The following is a 25973-nucleotide window of genomic DNA, read 5'->3' on the forward strand; positions in this document are numbered from 1 at the left end:
TGACCGGGACAGGTCAGTGAATGATCTTTGCCAGGAAATCCCGGGCGCGATCGGAACGCTGCGTGTTAAAGAATTCATCCTTGGTGCAATCTTCGACGATCAGTCCGCTGTCCATGAAAATCACGCGATTGGCGACTTTTTTGGCGAAACCCATTTCGTGGGTGACGACCATCATCGTCATACCTTCGTCGGCCAGACCGACCATGACGTCGAGTACCTCGTTGATCATTTCCGGGTCGAGCGCTGAGGTTGGCTCATCGAACAGCATGGCAATCGGGTCCATCGACAGCGCCCGGGCTATGGCCACGCGCTGTTGCTGACCACCCGACAACTGGCCAGGAAATTTGTCCTGCTGGGCAATCAGGCCCACCCGGTCAAGGTACTTCAGACCTTTTTCGGTGGCTTCTTCGACACTTCTTCCGAGCACCTTGATCTGGCCGATCGTCAGATTTTCACGGATCGACAGATGCGGAAACAGCTCGAAGTTCTGGAACACCATGCCGATTCGCGCACGCAGTTTCGACAGGTTGGTTTTTGGATCGCCAACCGAGATACCGTCGACGAGGATCTGGCCTTTCTGGAACGGCTCAAGTCCGTTGACCGTCTTGATCAGCGTCGACTTGCCCGAGCCCGACGGGCCGCAGACCACCACGACATCGCCCTTGGCGACCTTCGTTGTGCAGTCAGTCAGAACCTGGAATTTGCCGTACCACTTGCTGACGTCTTTAAGTTCAATCATCTGTTTCTCCTGAATCTGTTAATTTTTTACCGATACTGTCGCGGTGTTGCTGCGCTCAGCTTATCGAATGATGGCGACCCGCTGCTGCAGCTTCCTGACCAGCAGTGACAAGCCGAAACACATCACGAAATACACGACCGCGACAAACAAGTACATTTCGATCAGGCGTCCATCGCGCTGCGCAATTTTGGACGCGGCACCCACGAAATCTGTGATTGACAGCACATACACCAGTGACACGTCCTGAAACAGCACGATGGTTTGCGTCAGCAATACCGGGATCATGTTGCGGAAAGCCTGCGGCAAAACGATGTTACTCATGGTTTGCCAGTAATTCATGCCCAGCGCATAGCCGGCAGAAACCTGCCCGCGCGGAATCGACTGGATTCCTGCCCGCATGATTTCACAGTAATAAGCGGCTTCGAACAGGATGAACGTGATCAGGGAGGACGAAAATGCCCCCACCTTGATGGGCTGATTGGAGCCGATCATCCAGGCACCGATATACGGCACCAGAAAGTAAAACCAGAAAATCACCAGCACCAACGGCATCGAGCGAATCAGATTCACGTAACTGGTTGCCACCAGCGACAGCGTCTTGAATTTGGACAAGCGCATCATTGCCAGCAAGGTGCCGAGAATGATACCGCCGAACATGGCCAGGCCGGTCAGCTCCAGTGTGAAAACCATCCCGGTTTTGAACAGGTAGACCCACGAGCGCTGGATGACATCAAAGTCGAAGTTATTCATGATCAATGGCCTCCCGAACTGGATGAACCGGAGGTAATGAAGCCAGGAATGGCGACCTTTTTCTCAAGCAGGTGCATCAGGTTGACGATCACGATATTGACCAGAATGTAAATGATGGTCGCCGCAGTGAAGGCCTCGAATACCTGGAACGTGAACTCTTGCATCGACCGTGCACGGGCCGTCAGTTCCATCAGACCTATGGTCAGTGCAACCGAACTGTTCTTGATGATGTTGAGGAATTCGCTGGTCAGCGGTGGCAGAACGATGCGAAATGCCATCGGCAACAAGATGTAGCGATACGTTTGCGGCAGCGTCAGGCCGAGCGCGGTGCCGGCCATCATCTGGCCGCGCGGCAGCGCCTGAATACCTGCGCTGACCTGCACGGCAACCCGTGAAGACGTGAAAAATCCGAGGCAGATGACTGCGGTAATGAAAGGCGCATTCGGCAGCGTCTTGAGCCAGGTACCGAGCGATTCGGGCACCAGTTCCGGCATGACAAAGTACCAGAGGAACATTTGTACCAGCAGCGGAATATTGCGAAATAGTTCGACGTAGCCATTGGCGATACGCACGGCCCAGCGATTTGGCATCGTGCGTATCGTACCGACGATCGCACCGATCAGGAGTGCCATGACCCAGGCCGTCAACGCGGTCGCCAGTGTCCACACTAGCCCGGACAGTAGCGTATCCATGTACGTGCCGACGCCATCAGGCGAGGCGTCCCAGAATATCCGCCAGTTCCAGTTGTAATTCATCGCGACCTCTTTGTTATCTTTTAACTGCGTGCTTGTAAATACGGTACCCGCCATGGCAATCGCCGTGACGCATCCTTCGTGTAAAAAATTGCAAACCTATTGTGCGTCACAACGCGCCATCTGCATAAAATAAAGCGGGAGGCGTTACGCCCCCCGCTCAATTACGCAATCATGAACAACTTATTTTTTCTTTGGGGAAGCTTGCTGTGCCTCAGCCACTGCTGCATATGCCGCAGGATCGCCGGAATCGGTTGGCTTGGCAATGGCTGCTTTAAGCTGATCACTCATCGGGATGTTCAGATTGATGCCTTTTGGTGGAATCGGCGTCTGGAACCATTTTGCGTAGATGCGGTTGATCTCGCCCGACTTGAACAAATTCGTGACAGCGGTGTCGACGGATTTCTTGAAGGCAGGATCTTCACGACGCAGCATGATGCCGTACGGCTCGGTCGACAATGCCTCGGAAGTAATGCTGTAATCGGTCGGTGCCTTCGAACTGGCGGCCAGTGATGCCAGCAGGATATCGTCCATGCCGAATGCGACAGCGCGGCCGGTTTCGACCATCAAAAATGCTTCCGCGTGATCCTTGGCGGTCATGATGTTCATGCCTAAATTCTGTTCGCCGTTGAGGGTAACAAGTTGCTTGAGGTTGGCGGTGCCGGATGTCGACACAATAGATTTGCCTTTCATGTCGGCGAGCGACTTGATGTTGGCGGTCTTCTTGGCCAGCAAGCGATTTGCGGTGATAAATGTTGTCGGTGCAAAGGAAACTTGCTTTTGACGGTCCAGATTATTGGTCGTCGAGCCGCACTCCAGATCCACGGTACCGTTCGCCATCAGCGGGATACGGGTCGCGGACGTGACCGGATTCATTTTGACGTTCAGGGCGGTCAGTCCGAGCTCTTTCTGGATCGATGTCACGATCTTCATGCAGATGTCGATCGAGTAACCCTGATAGGACTGCTTGTCATCGAGGTAGGAAAAAGGAATCGACGAATCGCGCACACCCAGCGTGATTTGCCCGCTGTCCTTGATTTTTTTCAGGGTGCCGCCTTCTTGCGCTTGCGCTGCCGATGCGATCAAACCGGAACCGACCAAAACCATGACCATTTTTGCTAATTTCATATGTTCTCCTGAAGTGTCTATCTAGTGTTCAAATGTACCAAGATGGGTATGCGGACATACCCTATCCATTTTTAGAGCTTCGCTGCTATAGAGTAACCATTCGCACGGCCTGTCGCAGTCTCGGATAGTACTTAGTTGACAGGCCGACTGAAAAGCTCGTGCGGTTTGACGCCCTGAACGGGAATCGGATTACGGCGCCATTTGCCGAACAACTCCTGCCGCTGCGACCAGATCGAACTAACCAGCAAAATTCAGGCCACGCAACGATACAGAGTGCGCGCGCCGTGTTATCGACATTGCCATCCATCATTACTGCCCTCGTTTGGCCGGCGGCACCAGCCTGGCGCAGCCGGACATCCGGAACGGTGCAATGACATCGTCCGTCAAAACTGAGACGAGTCGACTGCAAGCAACACAGCGTTGGGAACCGGACTCGCCGAGGTCGCCTGTCAAATTGCAGGACCAATCTGCTATGGAATAAATAATACCCAGCAGGAACAACGAATCCTAAAACATTGATGCATCGTCAAGCTAATGCTTTGTCAACATGCATCCATGCAAAAAAAACATACCTTCATCCTGGAACTGTTTGCGTCTCAGAACCCACAGCCACAGCGCTCTCAAGCGGTCTTTTTCTTCACAACCCTTTTCCTCGGTGTGATGTCACCATCAGCGGCGTGCCGTTGCGCGAGGTGGTCCCAGAGACGGCCCACCAATGGTTTTCCTGGCCGTTGCAGCGATGGCTTTTCGCGATACAGCCGGATCTCCATGTCCACACGCCACTCCAGTTGATCGCCATCGGCACGGGCCAGGCGCTTTTGCTTGAGCTCGCGGGTGACGGCGGACTCCGGCAAAAACACCACACCACGTCCTTCGAGCGCCATCATTTTCAGTCCCTCGGCCATATCGGTTTCGTAGCATTTTTGCAGATACAAGGGCCGTTTGGCATCGGCCAGAATCAATTCGACCATCCTGCCCAGATAAGCGTTCGTGGTGTACGACAAAAATGGCAGTGGCGATTCTGCACTGCCCGGCAGCAAATAATCGGGGACACCATCCCGATTGCAACGCGCGTATGGCGACAACGCTTCGGTGCCCAGTATCAGCATGTCATACCGAACCGGGTCAAGCTGCACCGGCTGACGCGGATGGTGATAGCACAGCAGCAAATCGCAACCGCCTTCGACCATGCTCATGACCGCATCGTGAACATTCAAGGCCATGAGCCGCGTATTGATCGGACCGAAATCCACTTCCAGCGACGTCATCCACTTCGGCATGTACGTCAGCGACAGCGTATGCGGCACGGCAAAGTCGACTGTCGTTTGGGCGGCGGGACGTTTGCCTCGCAACAAGGCACGAGCGTTGTTGATCTGACCCAGCATCTCGATGGCCTGCTCATAAAATACTTCGCCGGCCGGTGTCAGGCGCGTCGGATACGACGTGCGGTCGATCATGTCAGCGCCGAGCCAGGCTTCGAGCGATTGAATCCGGCGCGAGAAAGCCGGTTGCGTCACATGTCGTAATTCAGCCGAGCGACTGAAGCTGCGCGTCTCTGCCAGCGAGAGAAAATCTTCCAGCCATTTAGTTTCCATCAGACGATGGTAAGCGGGTTAGGTGGCAACCGTAAAGACGTCACGCGCGCACCTCGACCGTATTTTGTGGCGCGCTGGCACTCACGTCTGCGCCGTCAGCCCCACCCTCGTCCTGGCGCACCTGCTGGCGTTGCCACATCTGCGCATACACGCCATCGTCGGCAAGCAGGCTTACGTGGGTGCCGCGCTCCACCACGCGGCCATGATCGAGCACCAGAATTTGTGCGGCGTCGGCAATGGTCGACAGGCGATGAGCAATGACCAGCGTGGTGCGGTTCCTGGCGATTTCCTTGAGTTGCGCCTGGATCGCCTGTTCGGCTTTGGAGTCGAGTGCCGAGGTGGCTTCGTCGAAAATCAGGATCGCCGGGTTTTTCAGCACGGCTCTGGCGATGGCCACACGCTGCTTTTCGCCACCGGATAATTTCAGGCCGCGTTCGCCAACCATCGTGGCGTAGCCTTCTGGCAGCGTTTCAATGAAGTCATGGATATAGGCGGCGCGGGCGGCGGCGATGACTTCCTCTTTGCTGGCGCCGGTTCTCCCGTAGGCGATGTTGTATTCGATGGTGTCGTTGAACAACACCGTGTCTTGCGGCACGATGCCGATGGCATGGCGCAGCGAGGCCTGGCTGACATCCCGCAAGTCCTTGCCATCGATCGTGATGGCACCGGAATTGACATCATAAAAACGGAACAGCAACCGTGCCAGCGTCGATTTGCCGGAACCGCTGTGGCCGACCACGGCCGTCGTGGTGCCTGCGGCAATCGTGAAATCGACATCGAACAGAATCTGGCGATTGGGATCGTAGCTGAAATCGACTTGCGCAAAACGCACTTCGGCACCAGTCGCCACCAACTCGACGGCCTTTGCCGTATCCGCCACTTCACGATTCTGATCGAGCAATAAAAACAGCCGTTCCATATCGGCCAGGCTTTGCTTGATCTCGCGATACAGCACCCCCAGAAAACTCAGCGGAATGTACAACTGGATCATGAACGCATTGACCAGCACCAGATCGCCGAGCGTCATCTTGTCGTCGATGACGCCTTGCGTGGCGCGCCACAGGATCAGCGTCACGGCCACCGCAATGATCAGCGACTGGCCGGCATTGAGGGCCGACAACGAGGTCTGCGACTTCACGGCGGCGCTCTCGAAACGCTGCAAACCATCATCGTAGCGCTGCGCTTCGTAGTCTTCGTTGCCGAAGTATTTGACGGTCTCGTAATTGATCAATGAATCGATCGCCTTGGTGCTGGCCTTCGAATCCAGATCATTCATGGTGCGCCGGAAATGCGTGCGCCATTCGGTGACAGTAATCGTAAAAATGATGTACGTCACCAGCGCACAGGCAGTGATGACCGAGAACCAGATATCGTAATGCAGCGCCAGATAACCGATCACCAGCGTGATTTCCACCAGTGTCGGCAAGATGCTGAACAGCGTGTACGACACCAGCGATGAAATCCCGCGCGTACCGCGTTCGATATCCCGTGTCATGCCACCGGTCTGGCGATTCAGATGGAAGCGCAGCGACAGTGAATGCAAATGCCGGAATACTTTCAGCGCAATCGTGCGCACCGCGCGCTGGGTGACCCGCGCAAAGACGAATTCACGCAGCTCGGTGAACAAGGTGGTCGACAGGCGCAATGCGCCGTACGCAACCAGCAACCCCAAGGGCAGGATCAACAGGGCTTGCGGATGGCTAGCCGTGACCGTCATGCGGTCGACCAGCGATTTCAGTAACAACGGCACGCCGACGTTCGCCATCTTCGCGCCGATCAGGCAAGCTAGCGCGATCAGCACCCGCCATTTGTACGTCCACAGGTAGGGCACCAGGGTTTTGATGGTGCCCCAGTCATTGCGGGTGGCCTGGTTGGCGGCGGCTTCGGGAGGGGCAACGGAGTGGTTACGCATGAGAGGTCAAATCAGAATAGTTTAAGCTGCGAGATTGTAGCGTTTTCGAGGAGAGTCCCATGGCGACTAGTGACAGCAATTCATTACCAGCAGGAAAAATACCGCAATTACGGATGATGCCCATGCCGGCAGATGCCAACGTCTACGGCGATGTGTTCGGCGGCTGGATCATGGCGCAGGTCGACATTGCCGGCTCGCTACCGGCAACCCGTCGGGCCAACGGCAGGGTCGCAACCATTGCCGTGAATTCTTTTTTGTTCAAGCATCCGGTTTTTGTCGGTGACCTGCTGTCGTTCTATGCAGAAGTCATCAAGGTCGGCAACACGTCGATCACCGTCAATGTCGAGGTGTTTGCCGAACGTAACCGGCTGGAGGCCGAAACGGTCAAGGTAACCGAAGCGACCCTGACCTACGTCGCCACGGGCCCGGACCGCAAGCCGCGTCAATTGCCGCCGCTGCCGGATTAAAAAAAGCCGCCTGCAGCAGGCGGCTTTCGGGAACGGAGCGGAGTGCTCAGGCCGCTTTCTTTTCATCGCGTAATTCGCGCCGCAATATCTTGCCGACATTGGTTTTCGGGAGGTCACTGCGGAACTCGATGTACTTCGGTTTCTTGTAGGCAGTGAAGTTTTCCCGGCAGTATTCCATCAACTGCTCGACCGTCAATGACGGGTCCTTGCGCACCACGAACAGCTTCACTGCTTCGCCCGAATTGGCATCGGGCACGCCCACGCAAGCACACTCCAGCACACCGGGATGCATCGCGATCACGCCCTCGATTTCGTTCGGATAGACATTGAATCCGGAGACCAGGATCATGTCCTTTTTCCGGTCGACGATCTTGATGAAACCGCGCTCGTCCATGATCCCGATATCACCCGATTTGAAAAATCCGTCGGGCGTCATGACCTTGGCGGTCTCGTCCGGCAAATTCCAGTAACCCGCCATCACTTGCGGACCACGAATCGCGATTTCGCCGGGCTGCCCGAGCGGCAGCATCTCGCCGAGGTCATCGAGAATCACGATGTCGGTCGATGACACCGGCAATCCGATGGTGCCGGTGAACGAGGTGGAATCGGATGGATTGCAGGTCGCCACCGGGGCGGTTTCGGATAACCCGTAGCCCTCGACGATGGCGCATCCGGTGACCTTGAACCACTTGTCGGCAACCGCTTGCTGAACCGCCATGCCGCCACCGTTGCAGACCTTGAGCATCGAGAAATCCAGCGTGGCAAAGTCGGGCTGATTTAGCAGGCCGTTGTACAGCGTATTGACTGCCGGCAGCATGTTGATCTTGAAGTTGCGTAGCGTCTTGATAAAGCCCGGCATGTCGCGCGGGTTCGGAATCAGGATATTCATGCCGCCAAGACGGGTGCCCATCAGGCAGCACGATGTCAGCGCAAAGATGTGATACAGCGGCAAGGCGCAGACGATCGTCAGCGACTCGACCTTCGGCTCTTTGCTCAAAGCGGGCTGAGCCCACGCTTCGCTTTGCAGCACGTTGGCAATCACGTTGCGGTGGGTCAGCATCGCGCCTTTCGATACCCCCGTCGTACCACCGGTGTATTGCAGGAAAGCGATGTCATCGTGCCCCAGCTCCGTCGGCTTGAGCGCAATCGCGGCGCCTTCCGAAATCGCACGCTTGAACGGCACGGCATTCGGCAACGAAAATGCCGGCACCATTTTTTTGACGTTGCGCACGACGAAGTTGACGATGCTGCCTTTGACCATGCCGAGCAGATCGCCCATGCTGGCGACGACGATGTGCTTGATGCGCGTCTTCGGCAGCACCTGCTCCAGCGTGGTCGCAAAATTTTCGAGAATGATGATGGCTTCGGCACCGGAGTCGTTGAGCTGGTGTTCCAGCTCACGCGGCGTGTACAGCGGATTGACGTTAACCACCGTGTAACCGGCGCGCAGAATGGCGGCGATGGCCACCGGATATTGCAGCACGTTGGGCATCATGATGGCCACGCGCGCACCCTTTTTCAAGCCCTTGCTTTGCAACCAGGCACCGAGCTTTTGCGACATCGCATCGACTTCGGCAAAAGTCATGAACTGGTCCATGCAGACATACGCATTGCGCTTGGCATATTTACGGAAGGCCTCTTCCAGCAAATGCACTAGCGAACGGTATTGCGTGTAATCGATCTCCGCCGGAACACTCTTCGGGTAGGAATTGAGCCAAAACTTATCCATTCTCTGCCTCTGTCTCTGTTGTTATGTGATTTTTGAATTCGGTAAGCCGCAAATAGGAACGCTCGTTCTATTAACTGCTGATGCTATCGGGCGAGGGAGTCTGGCGCAAGCATTTTGAACAATATCCGAGCAACCGTTCTACCGGAGGATATGTTCTGCAAAGCGACCCGGGGAGCGCGACAGGCCATGTCAGCCGGACTGATTGGCTACCGCTTGATCCCGGTATCGGCCAACGCCAATGCCGCGTTACGCGTGAGCAGCGCCAGTTGCTGTTTGCGCTGTATCGGTTCCAGCGCCGCCATCGAGCGCGTCGCACCATAAAATTTCGTCAGTGATTTTTGCTCCGTCATCAGCGAGCGAAAGGCGGGAACGTAATCGTGATAGGTCGCCACCGACGCCAGATGCGCGTTTGTGAGTGGTTCTGCAAACCAGCGGTCGTATCCGGCATAGCCACCCCAGGCGGTCTTCAGGACCTGGTAATCCGCTTTCAATGACTTGAAAATCCGTTGCTTTTCGCGCCGCTTGTCACCGTCGCTTACCTGGCGAGCATAGTTGATCTCCAACGAACGACGGTACTTCACCAGCAAGCCCAGGAAATCACGCTTGCGGCCATCGAACACCAGATAGTTCTCGCGCATCGCCGCATCGCCCTCTTTCGCCATCCAGCGTTCGACACCGATTTCCTCGACCGTGGTGGCAAAGGATTCGTTGAACTGGGTATCGCCTTTTGCATAGGCTACCTGATGGGCCAATTCATGAAAAACCAGCCGGGCCAGTTCACCGTCGGGATACTGGATGAAGGTCGACAACACCGGATCATTGAACCAGCCCAGCGTCGAATACGCTGCAACACCCGACATCTGCACGTCGTAACCGGCACGGCGCAGCACGTCTGCGTAATCGAGCGCTTCCTGCTTGTTGTAGTAGCCCCGGTAATTCACGCATCCGGCGATCGGAAAGCACCATTGCGCCGGCTGCATCGACAGCTCCGGCGTCGCCACCACATTCCACAGTACGTACGGGCGTTTCAGGTCAGCATAATTGGTGTAGCTGTTGTTGTCGGGCAGGCCGAGTTCGCGCGCCGCATAGCGGCGTATTTCGCGCACCTTGTTCAGGCGTGCCTTGAGCTTGTCGCCGACCTCCGGATCAGCCAGCCAGTCGTCGATCGGACGCGCACCCGACAGCAACGCAAATTGCCCCTGCGCCGCCTGGAAGTAGTAATCCACCTGCGCGCATCCCGTCATCAGCACGGCTGCGCCGGCTACCAACCCTGTCCACCATTTCATGATGCTCCCTCACCCGCCGAACACGTCACGTCATTGTTTTTCGACCTCGACCAGTACGTCATAAAAAGTCGGTCCGCCCGCCATGTCCGTCAAACGCTGACTGGTTACTTCGTTGGCATTCTTGCCATCGGCTGCCATTTTTTTCCACCAGATCGACAGGCCCACGACCAGCCCCTGACGGGCGCGATCGGTGACGCGCGCCTTGGCCTCGAAGCTGCCGCGTTCATTGAAGATGCGGACCGTGTCGCCGCTGACAATCTGGCGCTGCGCAGCGTCGGCCGGATGCATATCCAGATGCGGTTCGCCCTCGGTAGCGCGCAGGCTAGTGACATTGACGAAGCTGGAATTGAGGAAGTTGCGGGCAGGTGGCGAGATCATCGCCAGCGGATATTTTTTGCCCAGCACCGGATTGCTGGCGACCGACTCGTGCGGTGCGATATACGCTGGCAGCGGATCAAATCCGTCGGCCAGCATCTGCGCCGAGTAGAACTCGCATTTGCCGGAAAGCGTCGGAAAGCCGCCGTTGGCAAACGGCGCATCCGGCACGACCAATTTTTGCCAGCCGGTGCGCTTCAGGGAGTTCCAGTCAAAATGAATGGCGTGCACATGCGTCTTGTCGAATGCGTTCGAGGCGATCGCATCATCGCTGTCGCTAAAACACGCATCATCAAACCCCATGCGCGCGGCCAGCAACCGGAAGAATTCGGTATTCGGTTTTGCTTCGCCCAGCGGCGCGATCGCCGCATTATTGGCCATCATGTACAGATGACCGTAGGTCGAATGCACGTCCACATGTTCGAGCTGGGTCGTGGCTGGCAGAACGATGTCGGCGTAGTCGGCGGTGTCGGTCTGGAAGTGCTCCAGCACGACTGTAAACAGATCCTCGCGTGCGAAGCCCTGCATCACCTTGCCGGACTCCGGCGCGACCGCGACCGGGTTGGAGTTGTAGACGATCAATGCAGCGATCTTCGGACCGAATTCGGGTGACGCATCGCGCAGCAGATCGTCGCCGATGGTGCTCATGTTGATGGTGCGAACCGGCGTGTCGTTGCTGGACAGATCGGGCCGTTCCAGCGCGGCTTTGTTTTTCGGAAAACTGTCAGAGGTCGACAACTGAACGCCGCCTGCCGCAATGCGCCAGGCGCCGACCAGTGCCGGCAGGCAGGTAATGTTGCGCACTGCCATACCGCCACCGTGGACCCGCTGCAAACCGTAGTTCACGCGGATCGCCACACCCTCGCCGCGCAGCGCCGACGTACCGTATTCGCGCGCCAGCCCAACGACTTCCCCGGCAGTGATGCCGCAGACCTCGGCGACCCGTTCCGGCGGCCACTCGGCGGCCCGCTCGCGCAGCTGTTCGAAACCCAACGTGTGGTGTGCAATGTAATCGTGGTCAAGCAAATTGTCTGCAATCAGTACGTGCATCAGGCCCAGCGCCAATGCCGCATCGGTGCCGGGCAACAGCGCAATATGCTGGTGGCATTTTTCGGCGGTCAGCGAGCGGTACGGATCGATCGCGATCAACTTCGCGCCGTTGCGCTTGGCTTCTTGCACGCGCATCCACAGATGCAGGTTCGAGGCGATCGGATTGCCGCCCCAGATCAGGATCAGTTTGGCGTTCTGAAACTGCTCGGTGTCCATGCCCACGCGTGCACCGATGGTGTACTTGTAACCCGCACCACCGGCGGCAGCGCAGATGGTGCGCTCCAGATGGGAAGCACCGAGCCGGTTGAAAAACCGCGAGGCCATCGCTTCGCCCTGCACCAGCCCCATCGTGCCGGCATAGCTGTAGGGCAGGATCGCTTGCGGGTTGGTTGCAGCAATGCCACCCAGCCGGGTGGCGATGGTGTCGATCGCTTCATCCCAGCTGATGCGAACAAACTTGCCAGCACCTTTGGGGCCGACACGTTTGAGCGGATGCAGCAGGCGGTCGGGATGGTAGGTGCGTTCGGTGTAGCGCGAGACCTTCGTGCACAGCACGCCGGCGGTGGTCGGATGGTCCGGGTCACCGCGCACGGCGGTGGCCACGCCGTCTTCCACGGTCACCAGCAAGGCACACGTATCGGGACAATCATGCGGACAAACCGCACGCACGGTAGTGGTGGTCATGAATCATTCCAGTCAACTGTTGGACGGTGGCGCCAGCTGCAAACGGGCAAAAGCGGCAGCGCCTTTTCGATACATCATAGGCGCAGAAAGCGGGCTTCGGGAGCCCTGCAGGGTGTCCACGGAAAAATATTTCCGAGGAATCCGGCAGGGTGTGGTCAGTTCATTATCGAATGCGTTGGCGATGCGTGGCATTGTGCCAATTCGTGTTGCAAAAACCGTATCAGGCGCCTTTTCCGGCCTCGGTATCGATCAGCCGGTGCATGAAATCCTCGCAGTGCGCGAGCTGTTCCAGCGAGACGAATTCATTCGGCCGATGCGCCTGCTCGATGTCGCCGGGACCACAAATCACCGACGGAATACCGGCCTCGTGAAACAGTCCGGCTTCGGTGCCGTACGACACCGCGCCATTGGGCTTGTTGCGCGACAGTCCGGCTGCCAGGCGGACGATGGCATCGCTCTCTTGCGCGCTCATGCCCGGTGCGCTCGCCAGCATCTCGAACCGGATTGCAGCGTTCGGCTCGACCCGTAGCATTTCCGGCAACAGCGTCGCCGCGAAGTCCTGGATTTCCTGATAAAACCGGTCGGCTGATGCACCCGGCATCGTACGTGCCTCGAAATTGAATTCGCAATCCTTCGGCACGATGTTCGAGGCCAGTCCGCCCTTGATGGTGCCGGTTTGCAGTGTCGTGAACGGCACCGTGAAGGCGTAATCGCGCTCTTCGAGTTGCGCCAGCCGGTCCGCCATCTGGCGGATGTAGACGATGATGCGTGCGGCGTACTCGATCGAGTTGACGCCCTGCGTGGTGTAGCTCGAATGCGCCTCGCGGCCGGTGATGCAGCAACGGAAACGGTGGGTGCCCTTGTGCGCGATGATCGGTTGCATCATGGTCGGTTCTCCGACGATGCAACCGGCGGTTTTCAGGCCGATCTCGCTCAGATCCTTGATCAGGCTGCGCACACCGATGCAACCCACTTCTTCGTCATACGATAGCGCCAGGTGCAGCGGCGCATCCATCTTCGTGGCGAGGAATTTCGGCGCGATCATCAGGGCGTTGGCGATGAAGCCTTTCATGTCGGCGGTGCCACGGCCGAACAGCTTGTCGCCGACCACAGTGGCCTTGAACGGATCGGTATCCCAGGCCTGGCCATCGACTGGCACCACGTCGGTGTGGCCGGACAACACCAGGCCGGGACGGCTGCCTTCGCCGATGGTGGCAAACAGGTTGGCCTTTTTGCCGGTCGCGTCATAGGTCAGGCGCGACTTGACGCCCATGCCAGCCAGGTAGTCACGCACATATTCGATCAGTCCCAGATTCGAGTCACGCGAGACGGTCGGAAAGGCGACCAGTCGTTCGATCATCGCCATCAGTTCAGCCGAGGGCTGTTTGGGGTTCGTTGTCATGGTTCTAGCCTTTCAAAGAGTCAGCGTTGATCGTTCAGATGGCAGGCCGAAAAATGCGCCGGTGCCACTTCTTTCAGCAGCGGTTTTTCGACGCTGCAGCGCGCCATCGCATGCGGACAGCGCGGATGAAAATGACAACCGGCTGGCGGATTCAGCGGCGACGGGATTTCTCCGCGCACCGCAAAAAATTCTGTCTTGCGCACTTCCAGTTTCGGCGCCGACGCCAGCAGCGCCTGCGTGTACGGATGATTGGCATGACCAAATACGGCATCGGCAGGCGCCGATTCGACTACCCGTCCAAGGTACATGATAACCACGCGGTCCGAGAGATGCCGGACCACGCCGAGGTCGTGACTGATGAACAGATACGTCAGGTTCAATTCATCGCGCAAGCGGATGAACAGGTTGAGTACCTGCGCCTGGATCGAAACGTCGAGCGCGGCCACGGCTTCATCGCAGACCAGGAATTCCGGACGTACCGCCAGTGCCCGTGCAATCCCGACGCGGGCCCGCTGGCCACCCGAAAACTGATGCGGAAAGCGGCGCAGTACAGCCGGGTCCAGACCCACTCGCTGTAGCAAGTTCTCGACGTACTCGACCTGCTCGCGCGCGCCGATCATCTTGTGCGCAACCGGTGCCTCACCAATGATATCGAGCACGCGCATGCGCGGATTGAGGGAAGCATACGGGTCCTGAAAAATCATCTGGATACCGAGCTGCTTCAGGCGTCGCTGCGCCGGATCGAGCGCGTCGATGTCCTCTCCCTTCCAGCGCCGCGAGCCTGACGACAGGCTGTGCAATCCGACCGCCATGCGGCCCAGTGTCGATTTGCCGCAACCGGATTCACCGACCAGACCGACCACTTCGCCACGCTGAATCACGAGGTCGACATCATCGACTGCATGGACCACTTCTTCTTTTGCGCCGGCACCGAACACATTGGCAATCCGGGCCGCCGTATCGAGTGATTTGACGAAGCGCTTGCTGACGCCGCGCAGTTCCAGCATGGGTGTTGATTGATTGTCGATCATCAGGCGGCCTCGACCAGGGTGTGGATCGGATGGAAGCAGCGCAGTGCGCGGCCGTCGGCCTGGTCCAGCGGGGGCGATTCGAGGCAGGCAGCACTGGCGCGATCACAGCGCTCGCGGAATGCGCAACCGGTCGGCAAATTGAGCAGCGACGGTGTCATGCCGGGGATCTGCCGCAATGGCTGGCCGCGCGGATTGCGCGATGGCGCAGAGGCAATCAAGCCGTGCGTGTACGGGTGACGCGGCTGTTCCAGCACCTGCCGGACGGTACCGCTTTCGACGATTTTTCCGGCGTACATGACGCACACGGTATCGGCCAGTCCGGCCACCACCGACAGGTCATGCGTAATCCAGATCAGCGCGGTGCCGGATTCGCGGCACAGCTTCTGCATCTCGTACAGGATCTGGCCCTGGATCGTGACATCGAGCGCGGTGGTCGGCTCGTCGCAAATGATCAGGTCGGGCTTGTTAAACAGCGCAATCGCAATCGCGACGCGCTGGCGCATGCCGCCCGAGAACTGGTGCGGATACGCCAGCAAGCGTTCATCGGGCGAGGGAATCCCGACCCGCGCCAGCGCATCGCGCGACATCGCACGGGCGGTGTCCTTGCTGACGTTGTGATGTGCCAGCACGGCTTCCATCATCTGCGTATCGATGCGCAGGACCGGATTGAGCGTCATCATCGGGTCCTGGAAAATCATTGCGATGCGGTCGCCGCGGATGGTGCGCATCGCCTCGGCCGGTATGCCGCGCAGCTCGCGGCCCTGCAGCAGGATCGACCCTTGCGTGACTTGGCCGGGATGGTCGATCAGGCCCATGATCGAATAACCGGTCATCGATTTTCCGGAACCGGATTCGCCGACCAGGCCCATGATCTGGCCGGGCATGACTGAAAACGAGACATCATCGACTGCCTTGACGATGCCGGCGCGGGTGGTGAATTGCGTGTGCAGGTGCGCCACACTGAGAGTAGGAATCATCGGGTCGGCCTTCATTGCGTTTGCAGGCGCGGATTGAGCACGTCGCGCAGTTGATCCGCCACCAGGTTGATCGCCACCACCGTCAGCAGCAAGGCGATCCCCGGGAAAAAGCTGATCCAGTATTTGCCGGACAACAGGTATTGAAAGCCGTTGGCAATCAGCAGGCCGAGCGACGGTTCGGTGACCGGCAAGCCGAGGCCGAGAAAGGACAAGGTCGCTTCCAGCGAAATCGCCGACGCCACTTGCAGCGCCGAGATCACGATCAGTGGCGGCAGGCAGTTCGGCAGCAAATGCCGCAGCATGATGCGCAGCGGCGACAGGCCCAGCGCGGTGGCGGCTTCGATGTACTCCTTCTTGCGTTCGACCAGCGCGGCACTGCGTGCGGTACGGGCGTAATACGCCCACTGCACGGCTACCAGCGCGATGATGATCTTGCCGACACCTTGTCCGGTCAGGGCCAGCAGAATCAGCGCAATCAGGATCGGCGGGAACGATAACTGGATGTCGGCCACGCGCATGATGAAGGCTTCGGTGCGGCCGCCCGAGTAACCGGCCAGCAGGCCCAGCGTCAGGCCGATCAGCAGTGCGATGACGGTGCTGGCAACACCGACGGCCACCGAAATGCGCACGCCATACAGGATCGCCGAGAGCATGTCGCGGCCCTGCTCGTCGGTACCAAGCAGGAACTTGAGCTGGCCATCGACCGACATGGCGCCGGGCTGCATGCGCGAATCCATCACGTCCAGGCGCGACAAATCGTACGGGTCCTGCGGCGAGAGCCAGGGTGCGAACAGCGCTGCCACGACGATCACGGCCAGCAAAATGAAACCGGCGGTGGCAATTTTGCTACTGAAAAAATTGCGCAGGAAACGCCGGAATGGCGTCTCGACAGCGACTTGCGGTGGGGTGTTTTCCATGGTCAGCCTTTGGTGTCGGACAAGCGCACTCGTGGATCGAGCAGCGAATACATCACGTCGACCACCAGGTTGATGAAGATGAAAATCACGACGATCAGCATCAGGTAAGCGACGATCACGGGACGGTCAAGGAAGCGGATCGAGTCGATGATGAGCTTGCCCATGCCGGGCCAGGCGAACACCGATTCGGTGACGATGGCAAAAGCGATGATCGAGCCGAATTGCAGCGCGATGACGGTGACGATCGGGATCAGGATATTTTTCAGAACATGCACGCCGATGATGCGTGTGTTCGACAGCCCCTTGGCGCGGGCGAACTTGACGTAATCCTGCAGCAGCGCTTCCTGCGCGCCGGCACGGGTCAGGCGAATCACCAGCGCAATATTGAACAGTGCCAGGTTAAACGCCGGCATCAGCAGATGCCGCAACCCGTCGACCGACAGAAAGCTGACCGGCACGCCCAGCAACAAGGTGGTCGGCCCGCGTCCGCTGGACGGCAACCAGCCGAGCTGCACCGCAAACACCATGATCAGCATCAGGCCCACCCAGAACGTCGGCAGCGAAAAGCCGAGGATGGAGACCGCCATGATGGTCTTGCCGGCGATGCCGTTGGGCCGCAAGCCGGCCCACAGGCCGAGCGGAATGCCGAGCACGATCGACATGATGATGGCGACGATGGCCAGCTCCATGGTGGCCGGCATGCGTTCGATGATCAGCGTCAGGGCCGGAGTCGAGAAAGCGTACGAACGGCCCATGTCGCCGGCGAGAGCGTTCTTCACGAACAGAAAATATTGTTCCCACAGCGGCTTGTCGAGCCCGAAAGCGGCGATGGTACGAAGGCGATCCATCTGGTCGGCATCGGGGCTGATCAGCATGTCGATCGGGTTACCGATCGCGTACACACCGACAAACACCAGCAACGACATGACCAGCAGCACGACCAGGCTTTGCAGCAGTCGGCGAATGATAAATACGAGCATGGGGAAACCTGAATCCTGGGACAGCGTCACGCCCGCATGCGGCAGGCAGCGGGCGTGATGGCGTCAGTTATTGCTGGACGAACTGATAAGCGTGGGTACGCTCGTCGGTACGCGGGATGTAAGCGATGCCTTTTTTGGTCGCCCAGGTGGTGACTTGCTGATGCAACGGAATCAGCCCGCCGTCGTTGATGACGATGGCCGTGGCATCCTGCAGCAGCTTCAGACGCGCCTTGTCATCGACAGTATTGAGCGCCTGCGTCAGCAGCACATCCATTTTCGGATTGCAGTACTTGGCCCAGTTGAATCCGCCAAAACCTCTGGCCGGATTGTCGCAGGCAGCCAGTGCGCGCAATGGCGACGAGACTTCGCCGGTCTGCGCGCCCCAGCCGAGCAGGCCGAGCGAGTATTCCTGCTTGGCGCCGCGGGCCGAGTAGATGGACATCGGCAAGCCTTCGACTTTGGTTGCGACACCGATGCGCGAGAACATTTGGGCGATGGTCTGGGCGACTTTTTCATCGTTGACGTAACGATTGTTCGGTGTATGCAGCGTTAGCCCGAAACCGTTCGGATAGCCAGCAGTGGCCAGCAATTTCTTGGCACCTTCAGGATCGTACTTGACCACTTTCAGCGCCGGGTTGTAGCCGAACAGGGTGGCCGGGACGAGGTTGTTGGTCGGCTCGGACAAGCCCTCCATCACGCGGTCGCGGATCGCATCGCGATTAATGGCCATCGACAGGGCTGCGCGCACGCGCTGGTCCTGCAACGGATTCTTGTCGAGCGGCTTGCCGTCCTTGTCCGTGATGAACGGCGACTTTTCACGCGCGGTATCCGGGAACAGATAGATGACGCGATGCGAGACTTTGGAATACAGCGAGATATTCGGGTCGGCGCGCACTTTGGCGAGGTCGGGTGTCGGTACATTTTCGATCGCCTGCACATCGCCAGCCAGCAGCGCGGCGAGTCGGGTTGAGCCGTTCGGAATGAAGCGCAGCGTCACTTTGGACCAGGCCGGTTTCTTGCCCCAGTAGGCTTCGTTGCGGTCCATCTCAAGGCGGTCATCGCGCTGAAACTTGACGAATTTGTAGGGGCCGGTACCGACCATGCCTTTGCCACTCGAAAAATCATCGCTCGACAAGCCGGTGGTAGCTTTGCGCGAGACGATGTAGATCGAGGTCAGGTCGGCCAGCAACAGAGGATACGGTTCCTTGGTAGTGAAGCGGATCGTATGGGCGTCGATGACTTTTTTATTGATGATGGCCTTGGTGTAGACATCCATCTTGCCGGGACTGCCAACGATCAGCGACGGACGTTCCATCGACCATGCGACATCATCGGCGGTCATCTCGCTGCCGTCGTGGAACTTGACGCCTTTGCGCAGTTTGAATTCCCACGTCAGATTGTTGATTAAGGTCCAGGATTCGGCCAGTCCGGCGATGACCTTACTGTCGGCATCCATCGTGACCAGCGTTTCGAACATGTGGTCGGACACGTTCAGGTTCGGAAACAGGTTGTAGAAATGCGGGTCCATCGAGGTCGGTGGCGAACTCATCGCCAGTTTGAATTCCTGCGCAGAGGCGACTGGCGCGGCAAACACGAACAGCGCGGCAAGCGCCGAGGCAAGCAGATTATTTCGGACGAATTTCGATGATGGCAACAAACGCATAAAGCTCTCCTATAGGTTGAACACACTCTGACGGTGCCAGCGTAATATACACAACTTGCGGTGCAAGTTACCGCCCGGTATCCGCATAAAAAACAGGATCGCATCCTGACTGCTGCGACATATCCGGCGATAACCGTCCCCGTCCATTCTGCAAACACTCAGGTGAACGCCATGAAATTGATCGATCCGATCGTTGAATTCCATTCCGAGCTACAAGCCATACGACGCAATATTCATGCCCATCCGGAGCTGTGCTACGAAGAACAGCGTACCGCCGACGTGGTCGCCGCAAAACTGACCGAATGGGGCATTCCGGTGCTGCGTGGCATGGGTGTGACGGGTGTGGTTGGCATCATCAAGCGCGGTAGCAGTACCAACGCGATTGGCCTGCGCGCCGATATGGATGCGTTGCCAGTTCAGGAATCGAATACCTTTGCGCACCGCTCGACAACCGACGGCAAGATGCATGCATGCGGTCATGACGGCCACACGGCGATGCTGCTGGGTGCGGCCCATCATTTGTCGTTGCATGGCAATTTCGATGGCACGGTGTATGTGATTTTTCAGCCGGCCGAAGAAGGCGGCGCTGGCGCCAGGCGGATGATTGAAGACGGTTTGTTCGAACGTTGCCCGATGCAGGCGGTGTACGGCATGCACAACTGGCCGGGACAGGCAGTGGGCACCTTTGGCGTGACGCCGGGTCCGATGATGGCGTCGTCAAACGAGTTCGAGGTGATCATCAAGGGCAAGGGCGCGCATGCGGCGCAACCGCACAAAGGTATCGATCCGATCATGGTGGCGGTGCAGGTGGCACAGAGCTGGCAAACCATTGTGTCGCGCAACAAGAGCCCGCTGGATGCCGGCGTGTTGTCGATCACGCAGATCCATTCTGGCAGCGCGACCAATGTGATCCCGGATGAAGCAACGCTGATTGGAACGGTGCGCACCTTCACCATCGAGGTGCTGGACCTGATCGAGCAGCGCATGCGCGATGTCGCCACCCACACTGCGGCGGCATTCGATGCGACCGCCGAATTCAATTTCAAGCGCAACTATCCGCCGTTGATCAATCATCCCGAACAGACCGCTTTCGCCGTCGATGTGCTGCGCCAGATCGTCGGCACCGACCACGTCAATGCCAGCGTCGAACCGACCATGGGCTCGGAGGATTTCGCGTTCATGTTGCAGGCGATGCCGGGCTGTTATGTCTTCATCGGCAACGGCGAAGGCGACCATCGGGACATGGGCCATGGCCTGGGACCGTGCAACCTGCACAACCCGAGCTACGACTTCAACGATGACCTGTTGCCGATTGGTGCGACGTACTGGGTGCGGCTGGCCGAAGCGTCGCTGCCAGTTGGCGTGGCCGATGCTTGAGCCGATTCCTGAGCCGATGTCGCAAATGCCCATCGACGCTTCCGGATTTGCCCGCGTGGCGCTGGTCAACATCGCGCAGGAGTATCCGAACAAGCTCGATCACGTGATCAATTCGGCGATCGACGTGCGTACACCGCGCGATCTGCATCCGGTGTTCTTCGGCAGTTACGATTGGCATTCATCGGTACACATGCACTGGTTGCTGGCGCGATTGCTGCGCCGGTACCCGTCATTGCCGGAGGCAGACGAGATCACCGCAGTATTCGACGAACGCTTCAGTAGTGCCCACATCGCGATGGAAGTCGCCTACCTGCATCAGCCATCACGTTCCACCTTCGAGCGCACGTATGGCTGGGCCTGGCTGCTTAAATTGCAGGTTGAATTGATGGCGCTGGCGACCTCGCTGCCACGCGCTCGCAACTGGTGCGACGCCGTGCAACCGCTGGCAGATGCGTTTGCCGAGCGCTATCTGCACTTCCTGCCGCTGGCGCAATTTCCGATCCGTGCTGGCACGCATGCCAACAGCGCGTTCGGTCTGCTGTTCGCGATGGAGTATGCGCAGGCTACCGGCCACGGCGTGCTGCACGCGCAGATTCGTACCAGCGCACATGACTGGTTTGCCGCAGACGCCAGCTATCCGGCCGGATACGAGCCGGGCGGCGATGATTTCCTGTCGGGTGGATTGATCGAGGCGGCGCTGATGCAACGCCTGCTCGATGCACCCGCTTTTAGCGCGTGGTGGCAGCAGTTTTGTCCGTCATCCGGGACCATGCAAACCTGGCTGGAGCCAGTCCATGCCAGTGACCGCACCGATCCGAAAATGTCGCATCTGGATGGCCTGAACCTGTCGCGTGCCTGGTGCTGGACGATGCTGAAAAACGACCTGCCATCCGCGCTACAGGTGCCTGTTACAGCAGCCATCCGGCACCACCTCGCCGCTGCGTTGCCGCATGTAGTGGCGGGTGACTATGTGGGAACGCACTGGCTGGCCAGCTTCGCAATGCTGGCGCTGGACCAGGGCTAAGCGCGCATCACGCCAGTTTGTCCGCAGCGGTACCGAGCCGCACGCCGGGATTAGCCATTTCAATGCCCAGCAGGATGGCGGACTGGTCGGCTGCGGCCAGGTCGGGTCCCAGCCGTTGATAGTTCGCCCGCACCAGCTCGGCCACCGGCAATGTCACGCCGGCAGCACTTGCCGCCAGCAGAATATTGTCCATGTCCTTGGCCTGGCTGCGTACCTGACCACCCGGCTTGAAATTGCGGTCCAGCATGCGCTGGCCATGCACTTCCAGCAGCCGGCTTTCGGCAAATCCGCCACGCAGTGCGTGCCTGACGGCGGCCGGATCTGCACCGGCCGCCTGGGCCAGCAGCAGCGCTTCGGCAATCACATTCAATGTCGCACCGACGATGAGCTGATTGCACAACTTGGCGACTTGTCCGGCACCCGCTCCGCCGACCAGTGTGGGTCGCCCGAACACGTGCAGGATGGCTTCGGCGCGCTGGAAGTCTGCTGTTGAACCGCCGGCCATGACCGCCAGTGTTCCTGCTTCTGCCCCAAGAACGCCGCCGGACACTGGTGCATCCAGGCAGGCAATGCCGTGACTGTCGAGAACCGCATGCAATGTCAGCGCTTCATCCTGGCGTATCGAACTCATGTCGATGACCAGTGCGCCGCGCGGTATTGACGCGATGGCGGCCGCGATGACATCGGCCACCACCGGCCCTGCTTCGAGCATCGTGATGATCACGTCCGCGCTGGCGACGGCCTGCGCTGGCGTGTCGGCCAGCCGTGCTCCCGATGCGCGGAGTGAACTGGCTTTGGATGCCGTACGGTTCCATACCGTCACGCGGTAGCCGGCGGCCAGCAAACGGCTTGCCATTGGATGGCCCATCAGCCCGGTTCCAAGAAACGCAATGCCGGGAAGTTGTGTGTGATTGGTCAACATAGTCTTTCGGTTGGTGCTGCGGACAGGAATTTTTGACAGCACATTGATGTCTGCTGAATGCGGGATTTCACAGCTGGACGTTTTACGCGAAAAAATAATTCAATTTTCGATGCTCTGCATGGATCCATTTCATTGCATTGTCCACCCGTTATTGGCAATAATGGCCCCCATTCAAAGTAGCGGCTGCTTTGTCGCTACTCGTGGTTTTCAGCGCTGTCTTTCAGCACTCTGAGGCCATTCCATAATGTTATCCGTCGGGAGTTCGCATGAGCAACACAAAAAGTTTCAAGGCACTGGTCATTGGCTGTCTGTTATGCGTTGCCAGTAGTGCGTCGATGGCAGTCGATTCGATGTCGGCGGAGGTCGGTACCGGCAATAAATCGCAGATCTATCGCCTCGGCATGCAATGGAATATGGATCAGCAATGGATGCGCTCGGACAAGTCGGAAATTTGGGGATATTGGGATTTGACGGCGGCAGTCTGGCGTGCGAACCAGTTTGAAAATCGCGTTGGGGCTACCCAGACGTTTCTCGATATCGGCTTCACACCGACGTTGCGCTGGCAAGGATTGAATCATCAGGGCGTGTATGCCGAGGCAGGACTGGGCCCGCATATCAATTCCGACGTCTACGACAACTTTGGTCGCCGCTTGTCGACCAACCTGCAATTCGGTACGCATCTTGGCCTCGGTTACACGTTGGCCAGCGGGCTGGATCTGTCATTGAGGGTGACGCATTTTTCGAATGGCGGCATCAAGCAACCGAATAATGGCGTCAACTTTGCCGTTGCGCGTATCGGCTACAAGTTTTAAAGACGGTTATTCAGTACTGGTTTTAGTGCCGCTTTTAGCCCATCTCTTTGACCAATCGACGCAGCTTTCCGGGGAAACCGATGTCCGAACCGTTCCATTTTTATGAGCCACGCGACGGCCATCGCCTGCCGCATGATCCCTTCAATGCCATCGTCGGACCCCGTCCGATCGGCTGGATCTCATCGTGCAATGCCGAAGGTGCGTTTAACCTCGCGCCCTACAGTTTTTTCAATGCCTTCAACTACACGCCACCAATCGTGGGTTTTTCGAGTGTCGGCTACAAGGACACCGTAAGAAATATCGAACAAACCGGCGAGTTCGCCTGGAATCTTGTGACACGTGATCTCGCCGAGGCGATGAATCAGACTAGCGCGCCGGCAGCACCGGATGTCAGCGAATTTGATCTCGCCGGCTTGACACCTGTGGCGTCGCGCCTGATCAAGGTACCGCGCGTCGCCGAAAGCCATGTGTCGTTCGAGTGCCGCTGCACCCAGATCATCCAGCTGCAACGCGCCGATGGTGAAAAGGTACCCAGCTGGCTGATTCTTGGTGAAGTGGTAGCCGTGCATATTGCCGAATCGCTGCTCGACGGCGGTGTCTACGATACGGCGCGCGCAGGTCATGTGCTGCGTGGCGGTGGTCCGGCTGATTATTTTTCGGTAGGGCCGGGAGAGTTATTCAGGATGGGCCGACCTGGCTGATGTGCGACGGACTGTTTTTGCTTGATCAAACACGTCATCACGAGTAGGGTCCAGTCCGGCTACGGCTTCTCTTTTACATTTTCAGGACACGATAACGCATGAATGATCAAGCAACACCGCCCGCATTCTGGGATGAATGGCAATTGGCCGCCGTTGAGGCTGGCGTACCGGTTCCCCTGGCGGAACTGGGCTGCGAAATTTTACGGACACACCGCAAGAATCGCTGGAGCAAGGATTTTCTGGGCGTGGAAGATGATGGACCGGTCATGCTGGAAATGTGCCTGACCGAACCGGTCGAAGCAGAGATCCTGTTTATCGAAAACCTGCATCCGTACAATGCGGCGTTGCTCTCGGCAACCCGGAAACGACTTGGTATTACTGGCTGAGTCATCGATGGCTTGATCGTCTGCGGATGATCAAGCCACTCTGGCTTTTAACTACCGTCAGCCGTCAAGAAATCACATTGACCGACCTGCCCTCACTATTGCGCGTTACGCGATCTTCTAGCTCCCCGACGCTGGCGCTGATCGACAACTCCGACTGTTCCAGGGCAGCGCGCATATCTGCATCAAGCTTGTCCACCCTGGCCAGGACAGCGAACCGGGACTGCGCATCCAGATCGGCCTGACGCTGCAGGCCGGCTTCCAGCACCACCCGCAACTCCGTGAAGCGCGAGGCTTCGGCCTGATCGGCCAGTTCCCGGTTGGTGCGTAATTCCTTGGCATGATGACGTGTCTCGAACAGCACTGACGTTTGCAGATACAGCACGAAAATCAGGAAGAAGGCAATCAGCAAGCCCAGTAAGCCCAGCATGACTAATCCTAGCGGCGCCTGGACATCGGCAACGCCCAGAGACAGGTTGGTGGGCGTAGTGAATGCCGTCCAGTTCAGCGCGGCGAATCCTGCAATGGCAGCGAACACAATAAGTAACAACAGCGTGCGGGTTTTCATGCAAAACCTCCTTTTTTCTAGCGTGGTAATCACTTGTCGTTCTACCGGACAGTGATCTCGACACCTATTGGAACAGATTAAAGCTAATGCCGTACTTAACAATGTGATCTGAAACGCACTTCACGGCCAGCGTTTTGCCTTGGAGAATTTTCAGCGGCACTGCGACAGACGCCTGTTTTTCTCTGAAGACATTTCTACAAATCACACTCCCACTCTGATTTCAGAGTTGCGCATAAAGCTGGAATGCGAGGACTGCAGAACGTAGCTTGACCTGGTCAGGTATCTTCGCTTTGCATCACGTTCCGATTTTGACATCCTGCATCGATACGAAATGCGGTCGTAAACGCAGAATGGCCCTTCTTGCGAAGGGCCATCTCTGGTACTGCTTGTTACTGAGCCTGACGATGACCTACTTTCACACGTGTTGACGCACTATCATCGGCGCAACGTCGTTTCACGGTCCTGTTCGGGATGGGAAGGGGTGGTACCGACGCGCTATGGTCATCAGGCTTGACCGGTCCGTTTCAGGCGATATCCATTACCTTGGACACCTCAAAAAACATAATCTGTAAAAATATTGCGACAAGCGCTCGATTGCCTGCCTATTGCAAATTAATTCGTTACCAATGCAAAACGGCCCACCAATTTCTTGATGGACCGTCTTGTGACTTGCGTATAACTGAGCCTGACGATGACCTACTTTCACACGTGTTGACGCACTATCATCGGCGCAACGTCGTTTCACGGTC

The 25973-nt window shown here is 57.9% G+C and carries 23 protein-coding genes and 1 rRNA gene; 6 read left to right on the forward strand and 18 right to left on the reverse strand.

What is annotated here, in order from left to right; genetic code table 11:
- Positions 1 to 13: 13 nt before the first annotated feature.
- The 6 genes from ABD720_RS02790 to ABD720_RS02815 form a co-directional block, all read right to left on the reverse strand.
- On the reverse strand, positions 14 to 739 hold the full coding sequence (locus ABD720_RS02790; protein ID WP_344761692.1) for an amino acid ABC transporter ATP-binding protein: 726 nt from the start codon (positions 737 to 739) through the stop codon (positions 14 to 16).
- A 60-nt stretch (positions 740 to 799) separates the two neighbouring features.
- Positions 800 to 1489: an amino acid ABC transporter permease gene (locus ABD720_RS02795; protein ID WP_425547900.1), complete on the reverse strand. Its 690-nt coding sequence runs from the start codon at positions 1487 to 1489 to the stop codon at positions 800 to 802.
- Positions 1490 to 1491: 2 nt separating this feature from the next.
- A complete protein-coding gene (locus ABD720_RS02800; protein WP_344761693.1) occupies positions 1492 to 2244 on the reverse strand; it encodes an amino acid ABC transporter permease in 753 nt (250 codons plus the stop codon).
- A gap of 180 nt (positions 2245 to 2424) precedes the next feature.
- Positions 2425 to 3369 carry a transporter substrate-binding domain-containing protein gene (locus ABD720_RS02805; RefSeq protein WP_344761694.1) on the reverse strand — a complete coding sequence of 315 codons (945 nt, stop codon included), beginning with the start codon at positions 3367 to 3369 and terminating at the stop codon, positions 2425 to 2427.
- A gap of 620 nt (positions 3370 to 3989) precedes the next feature.
- Positions 3990 to 4964 (reverse strand): LysR family transcriptional regulator, encoded by a 975-nt coding sequence (locus ABD720_RS02810; protein WP_344761695.1) that lies wholly within the window; start codon positions 4962 to 4964, stop codon positions 3990 to 3992.
- A gap of 40 nt (positions 4965 to 5004) precedes the next feature.
- The gene (locus ABD720_RS02815) at positions 5005 to 6876 is read right to left on the reverse strand and encodes an ABCB family ABC transporter ATP-binding protein/permease (protein ID WP_344761696.1); all 1872 of its coding nucleotides are present in this window, start codon (positions 6874 to 6876) and stop codon (positions 5005 to 5007) included.
- A gap of 59 nt (positions 6877 to 6935) precedes the next feature.
- On the opposite strand from ABD720_RS02815, the gene ABD720_RS02820 reads away from it, so the two are divergent.
- On the forward strand, positions 6936 to 7343 hold the full coding sequence (locus ABD720_RS02820; protein WP_344761697.1) for an acyl-CoA thioesterase: 408 nt from the start codon (positions 6936 to 6938) through the stop codon (positions 7341 to 7343).
- 46 nt (positions 7344 to 7389) lie between these two features.
- Here ABD720_RS02820 and ABD720_RS02825 read toward each other — a convergent pair whose 3' ends face one another.
- The 9 genes from ABD720_RS02825 to ABD720_RS02865 form a co-directional block, all read right to left on the reverse strand.
- Positions 7390 to 9072, reverse strand: a complete 1683-nt coding sequence (locus ABD720_RS02825; protein ID WP_344761698.1) for a long-chain fatty acid--CoA ligase — start codon at positions 9070 to 9072, stop codon at positions 7390 to 7392.
- 206 nt (positions 9073 to 9278) lie between these two features.
- The gene (locus ABD720_RS02830; RefSeq protein ID WP_344761699.1) at positions 9279 to 10358 is read right to left on the reverse strand and encodes an aminopeptidase; all 1080 of its coding nucleotides are present in this window, start codon (positions 10356 to 10358) and stop codon (positions 9279 to 9281) included.
- Positions 10359 to 10388: 30 nt separating this feature from the next.
- Positions 10389 to 12467, reverse strand: a complete 2079-nt coding sequence (locus ABD720_RS02835; protein WP_344761700.1) for a molybdopterin-containing oxidoreductase family protein — start codon at positions 12465 to 12467, stop codon at positions 10389 to 10391.
- 220 nt (positions 12468 to 12687) lie between these two features.
- On the reverse strand, positions 12688 to 13869 hold the full coding sequence (gene argE, locus ABD720_RS02840; RefSeq protein ID WP_344761701.1) for an acetylornithine deacetylase: 1182 nt from the start codon (positions 13867 to 13869) through the stop codon (positions 12688 to 12690).
- 20 nt (positions 13870 to 13889) lie between these two features.
- Positions 13890 to 14900: an ABC transporter ATP-binding protein gene (locus ABD720_RS02845; RefSeq protein ID WP_344761702.1), complete on the reverse strand. Its 1011-nt coding sequence runs from the start codon at positions 14898 to 14900 to the stop codon at positions 13890 to 13892.
- Positions 14900 to 15877, reverse strand: a complete 978-nt coding sequence (locus tag ABD720_RS02850; protein ID WP_344761703.1) for an ABC transporter ATP-binding protein — start codon at positions 15875 to 15877, stop codon at positions 14900 to 14902. The genes ABD720_RS02845 and ABD720_RS02850 overlap by 1 nt, the downstream gene beginning before the upstream one ends.
- 11 nt (positions 15878 to 15888) lie before the next feature.
- The gene (locus ABD720_RS02855; protein ID WP_344761704.1) at positions 15889 to 16794 is read right to left on the reverse strand and encodes an ABC transporter permease; all 906 of its coding nucleotides are present in this window, start codon (positions 16792 to 16794) and stop codon (positions 15889 to 15891) included.
- A gap of 2 nt (positions 16795 to 16796) precedes the next feature.
- A complete protein-coding gene (locus ABD720_RS02860) occupies positions 16797 to 17774 on the reverse strand; it encodes an ABC transporter permease (protein ID WP_344761705.1) in 978 nt (325 codons plus the stop codon).
- A 67-nt stretch (positions 17775 to 17841) separates the two neighbouring features.
- The gene (locus tag ABD720_RS02865) at positions 17842 to 19437 is read right to left on the reverse strand and encodes an ABC transporter substrate-binding protein (protein WP_344761706.1); all 1596 of its coding nucleotides are present in this window, start codon (positions 19435 to 19437) and stop codon (positions 17842 to 17844) included.
- A 171-nt stretch (positions 19438 to 19608) separates the two neighbouring features.
- Between ABD720_RS02865 and ABD720_RS02870 the strand changes: the two genes are divergently transcribed.
- Complete coding sequence (locus ABD720_RS02870; protein WP_344761707.1) at positions 19609 to 20814, forward strand: M20 aminoacylase family protein; 1206 nt, start codon at positions 19609 to 19611, stop codon at positions 20812 to 20814.
- A 16-nt stretch (positions 20815 to 20830) separates the two neighbouring features.
- On the forward strand, positions 20831 to 21838 hold the full coding sequence (locus ABD720_RS02875; RefSeq protein WP_425547903.1) for a DUF2891 domain-containing protein: 1008 nt from the start codon (positions 20831 to 20833) through the stop codon (positions 21836 to 21838).
- A 7-nt stretch (positions 21839 to 21845) separates the two neighbouring features.
- On the opposite strand, the gene ABD720_RS02880 is transcribed toward ABD720_RS02875, so the two are convergent.
- Entirely contained in the window at positions 21846 to 22760 is a 915-nt protein-coding gene (locus ABD720_RS02880; RefSeq protein WP_344761709.1) for an NAD(P)-dependent oxidoreductase, read from the reverse strand.
- Positions 22761 to 23026: 266 nt separating this feature from the next.
- On the opposite strand from ABD720_RS02880, the gene ABD720_RS02885 reads away from it, so the two are divergent.
- The 3 genes from ABD720_RS02885 (at position 23027) to ABD720_RS02895 (ending at position 24659) form a co-directional block, all read left to right on the forward strand.
- Positions 23027 to 23572 (forward strand): acyloxyacyl hydrolase, encoded by a 546-nt coding sequence (locus tag ABD720_RS02885; RefSeq protein WP_344761710.1) that lies wholly within the window; start codon positions 23027 to 23029, stop codon positions 23570 to 23572.
- A gap of 80 nt (positions 23573 to 23652) precedes the next feature.
- The gene (locus tag ABD720_RS02890) at positions 23653 to 24273 is read left to right on the forward strand and encodes a flavin reductase family protein (protein WP_344761711.1); all 621 of its coding nucleotides are present in this window, start codon (positions 23653 to 23655) and stop codon (positions 24271 to 24273) included.
- Between the two features lie 98 nt (positions 24274 to 24371).
- On the forward strand, positions 24372 to 24659 hold the full coding sequence (locus tag ABD720_RS02895; RefSeq protein WP_344761712.1) for a hypothetical protein: 288 nt from the start codon (positions 24372 to 24374) through the stop codon (positions 24657 to 24659).
- A gap of 64 nt (positions 24660 to 24723) precedes the next feature.
- Here the strand turns inward: ABD720_RS02895 and ABD720_RS02900 are convergent, their stop codons facing one another.
- Together ABD720_RS02900 and rrf are read right to left on the reverse strand one after the other, a co-directional pair.
- Positions 24724 to 25224, reverse strand: coding sequence for a LapA family protein (locus ABD720_RS02900; protein ID WP_344761713.1), 501 nt, complete (start codon positions 25222 to 25224; stop codon positions 24724 to 24726).
- 396 nt (positions 25225 to 25620) lie between these two features.
- Positions 25621 to 25733: ribosomal RNA gene (gene rrf / locus ABD720_RS02905) — 5S ribosomal RNA — on the reverse strand.
- Positions 25734 to 25973: the final 240 nt, after the last annotated feature.

The organism is Actimicrobium antarcticum, assembly GCF_039536745.1.
GTDB classification, from domain to species: domain Bacteria; phylum Pseudomonadota; class Gammaproteobacteria; order Burkholderiales; family Burkholderiaceae_D; genus Actimicrobium; species Actimicrobium antarcticum.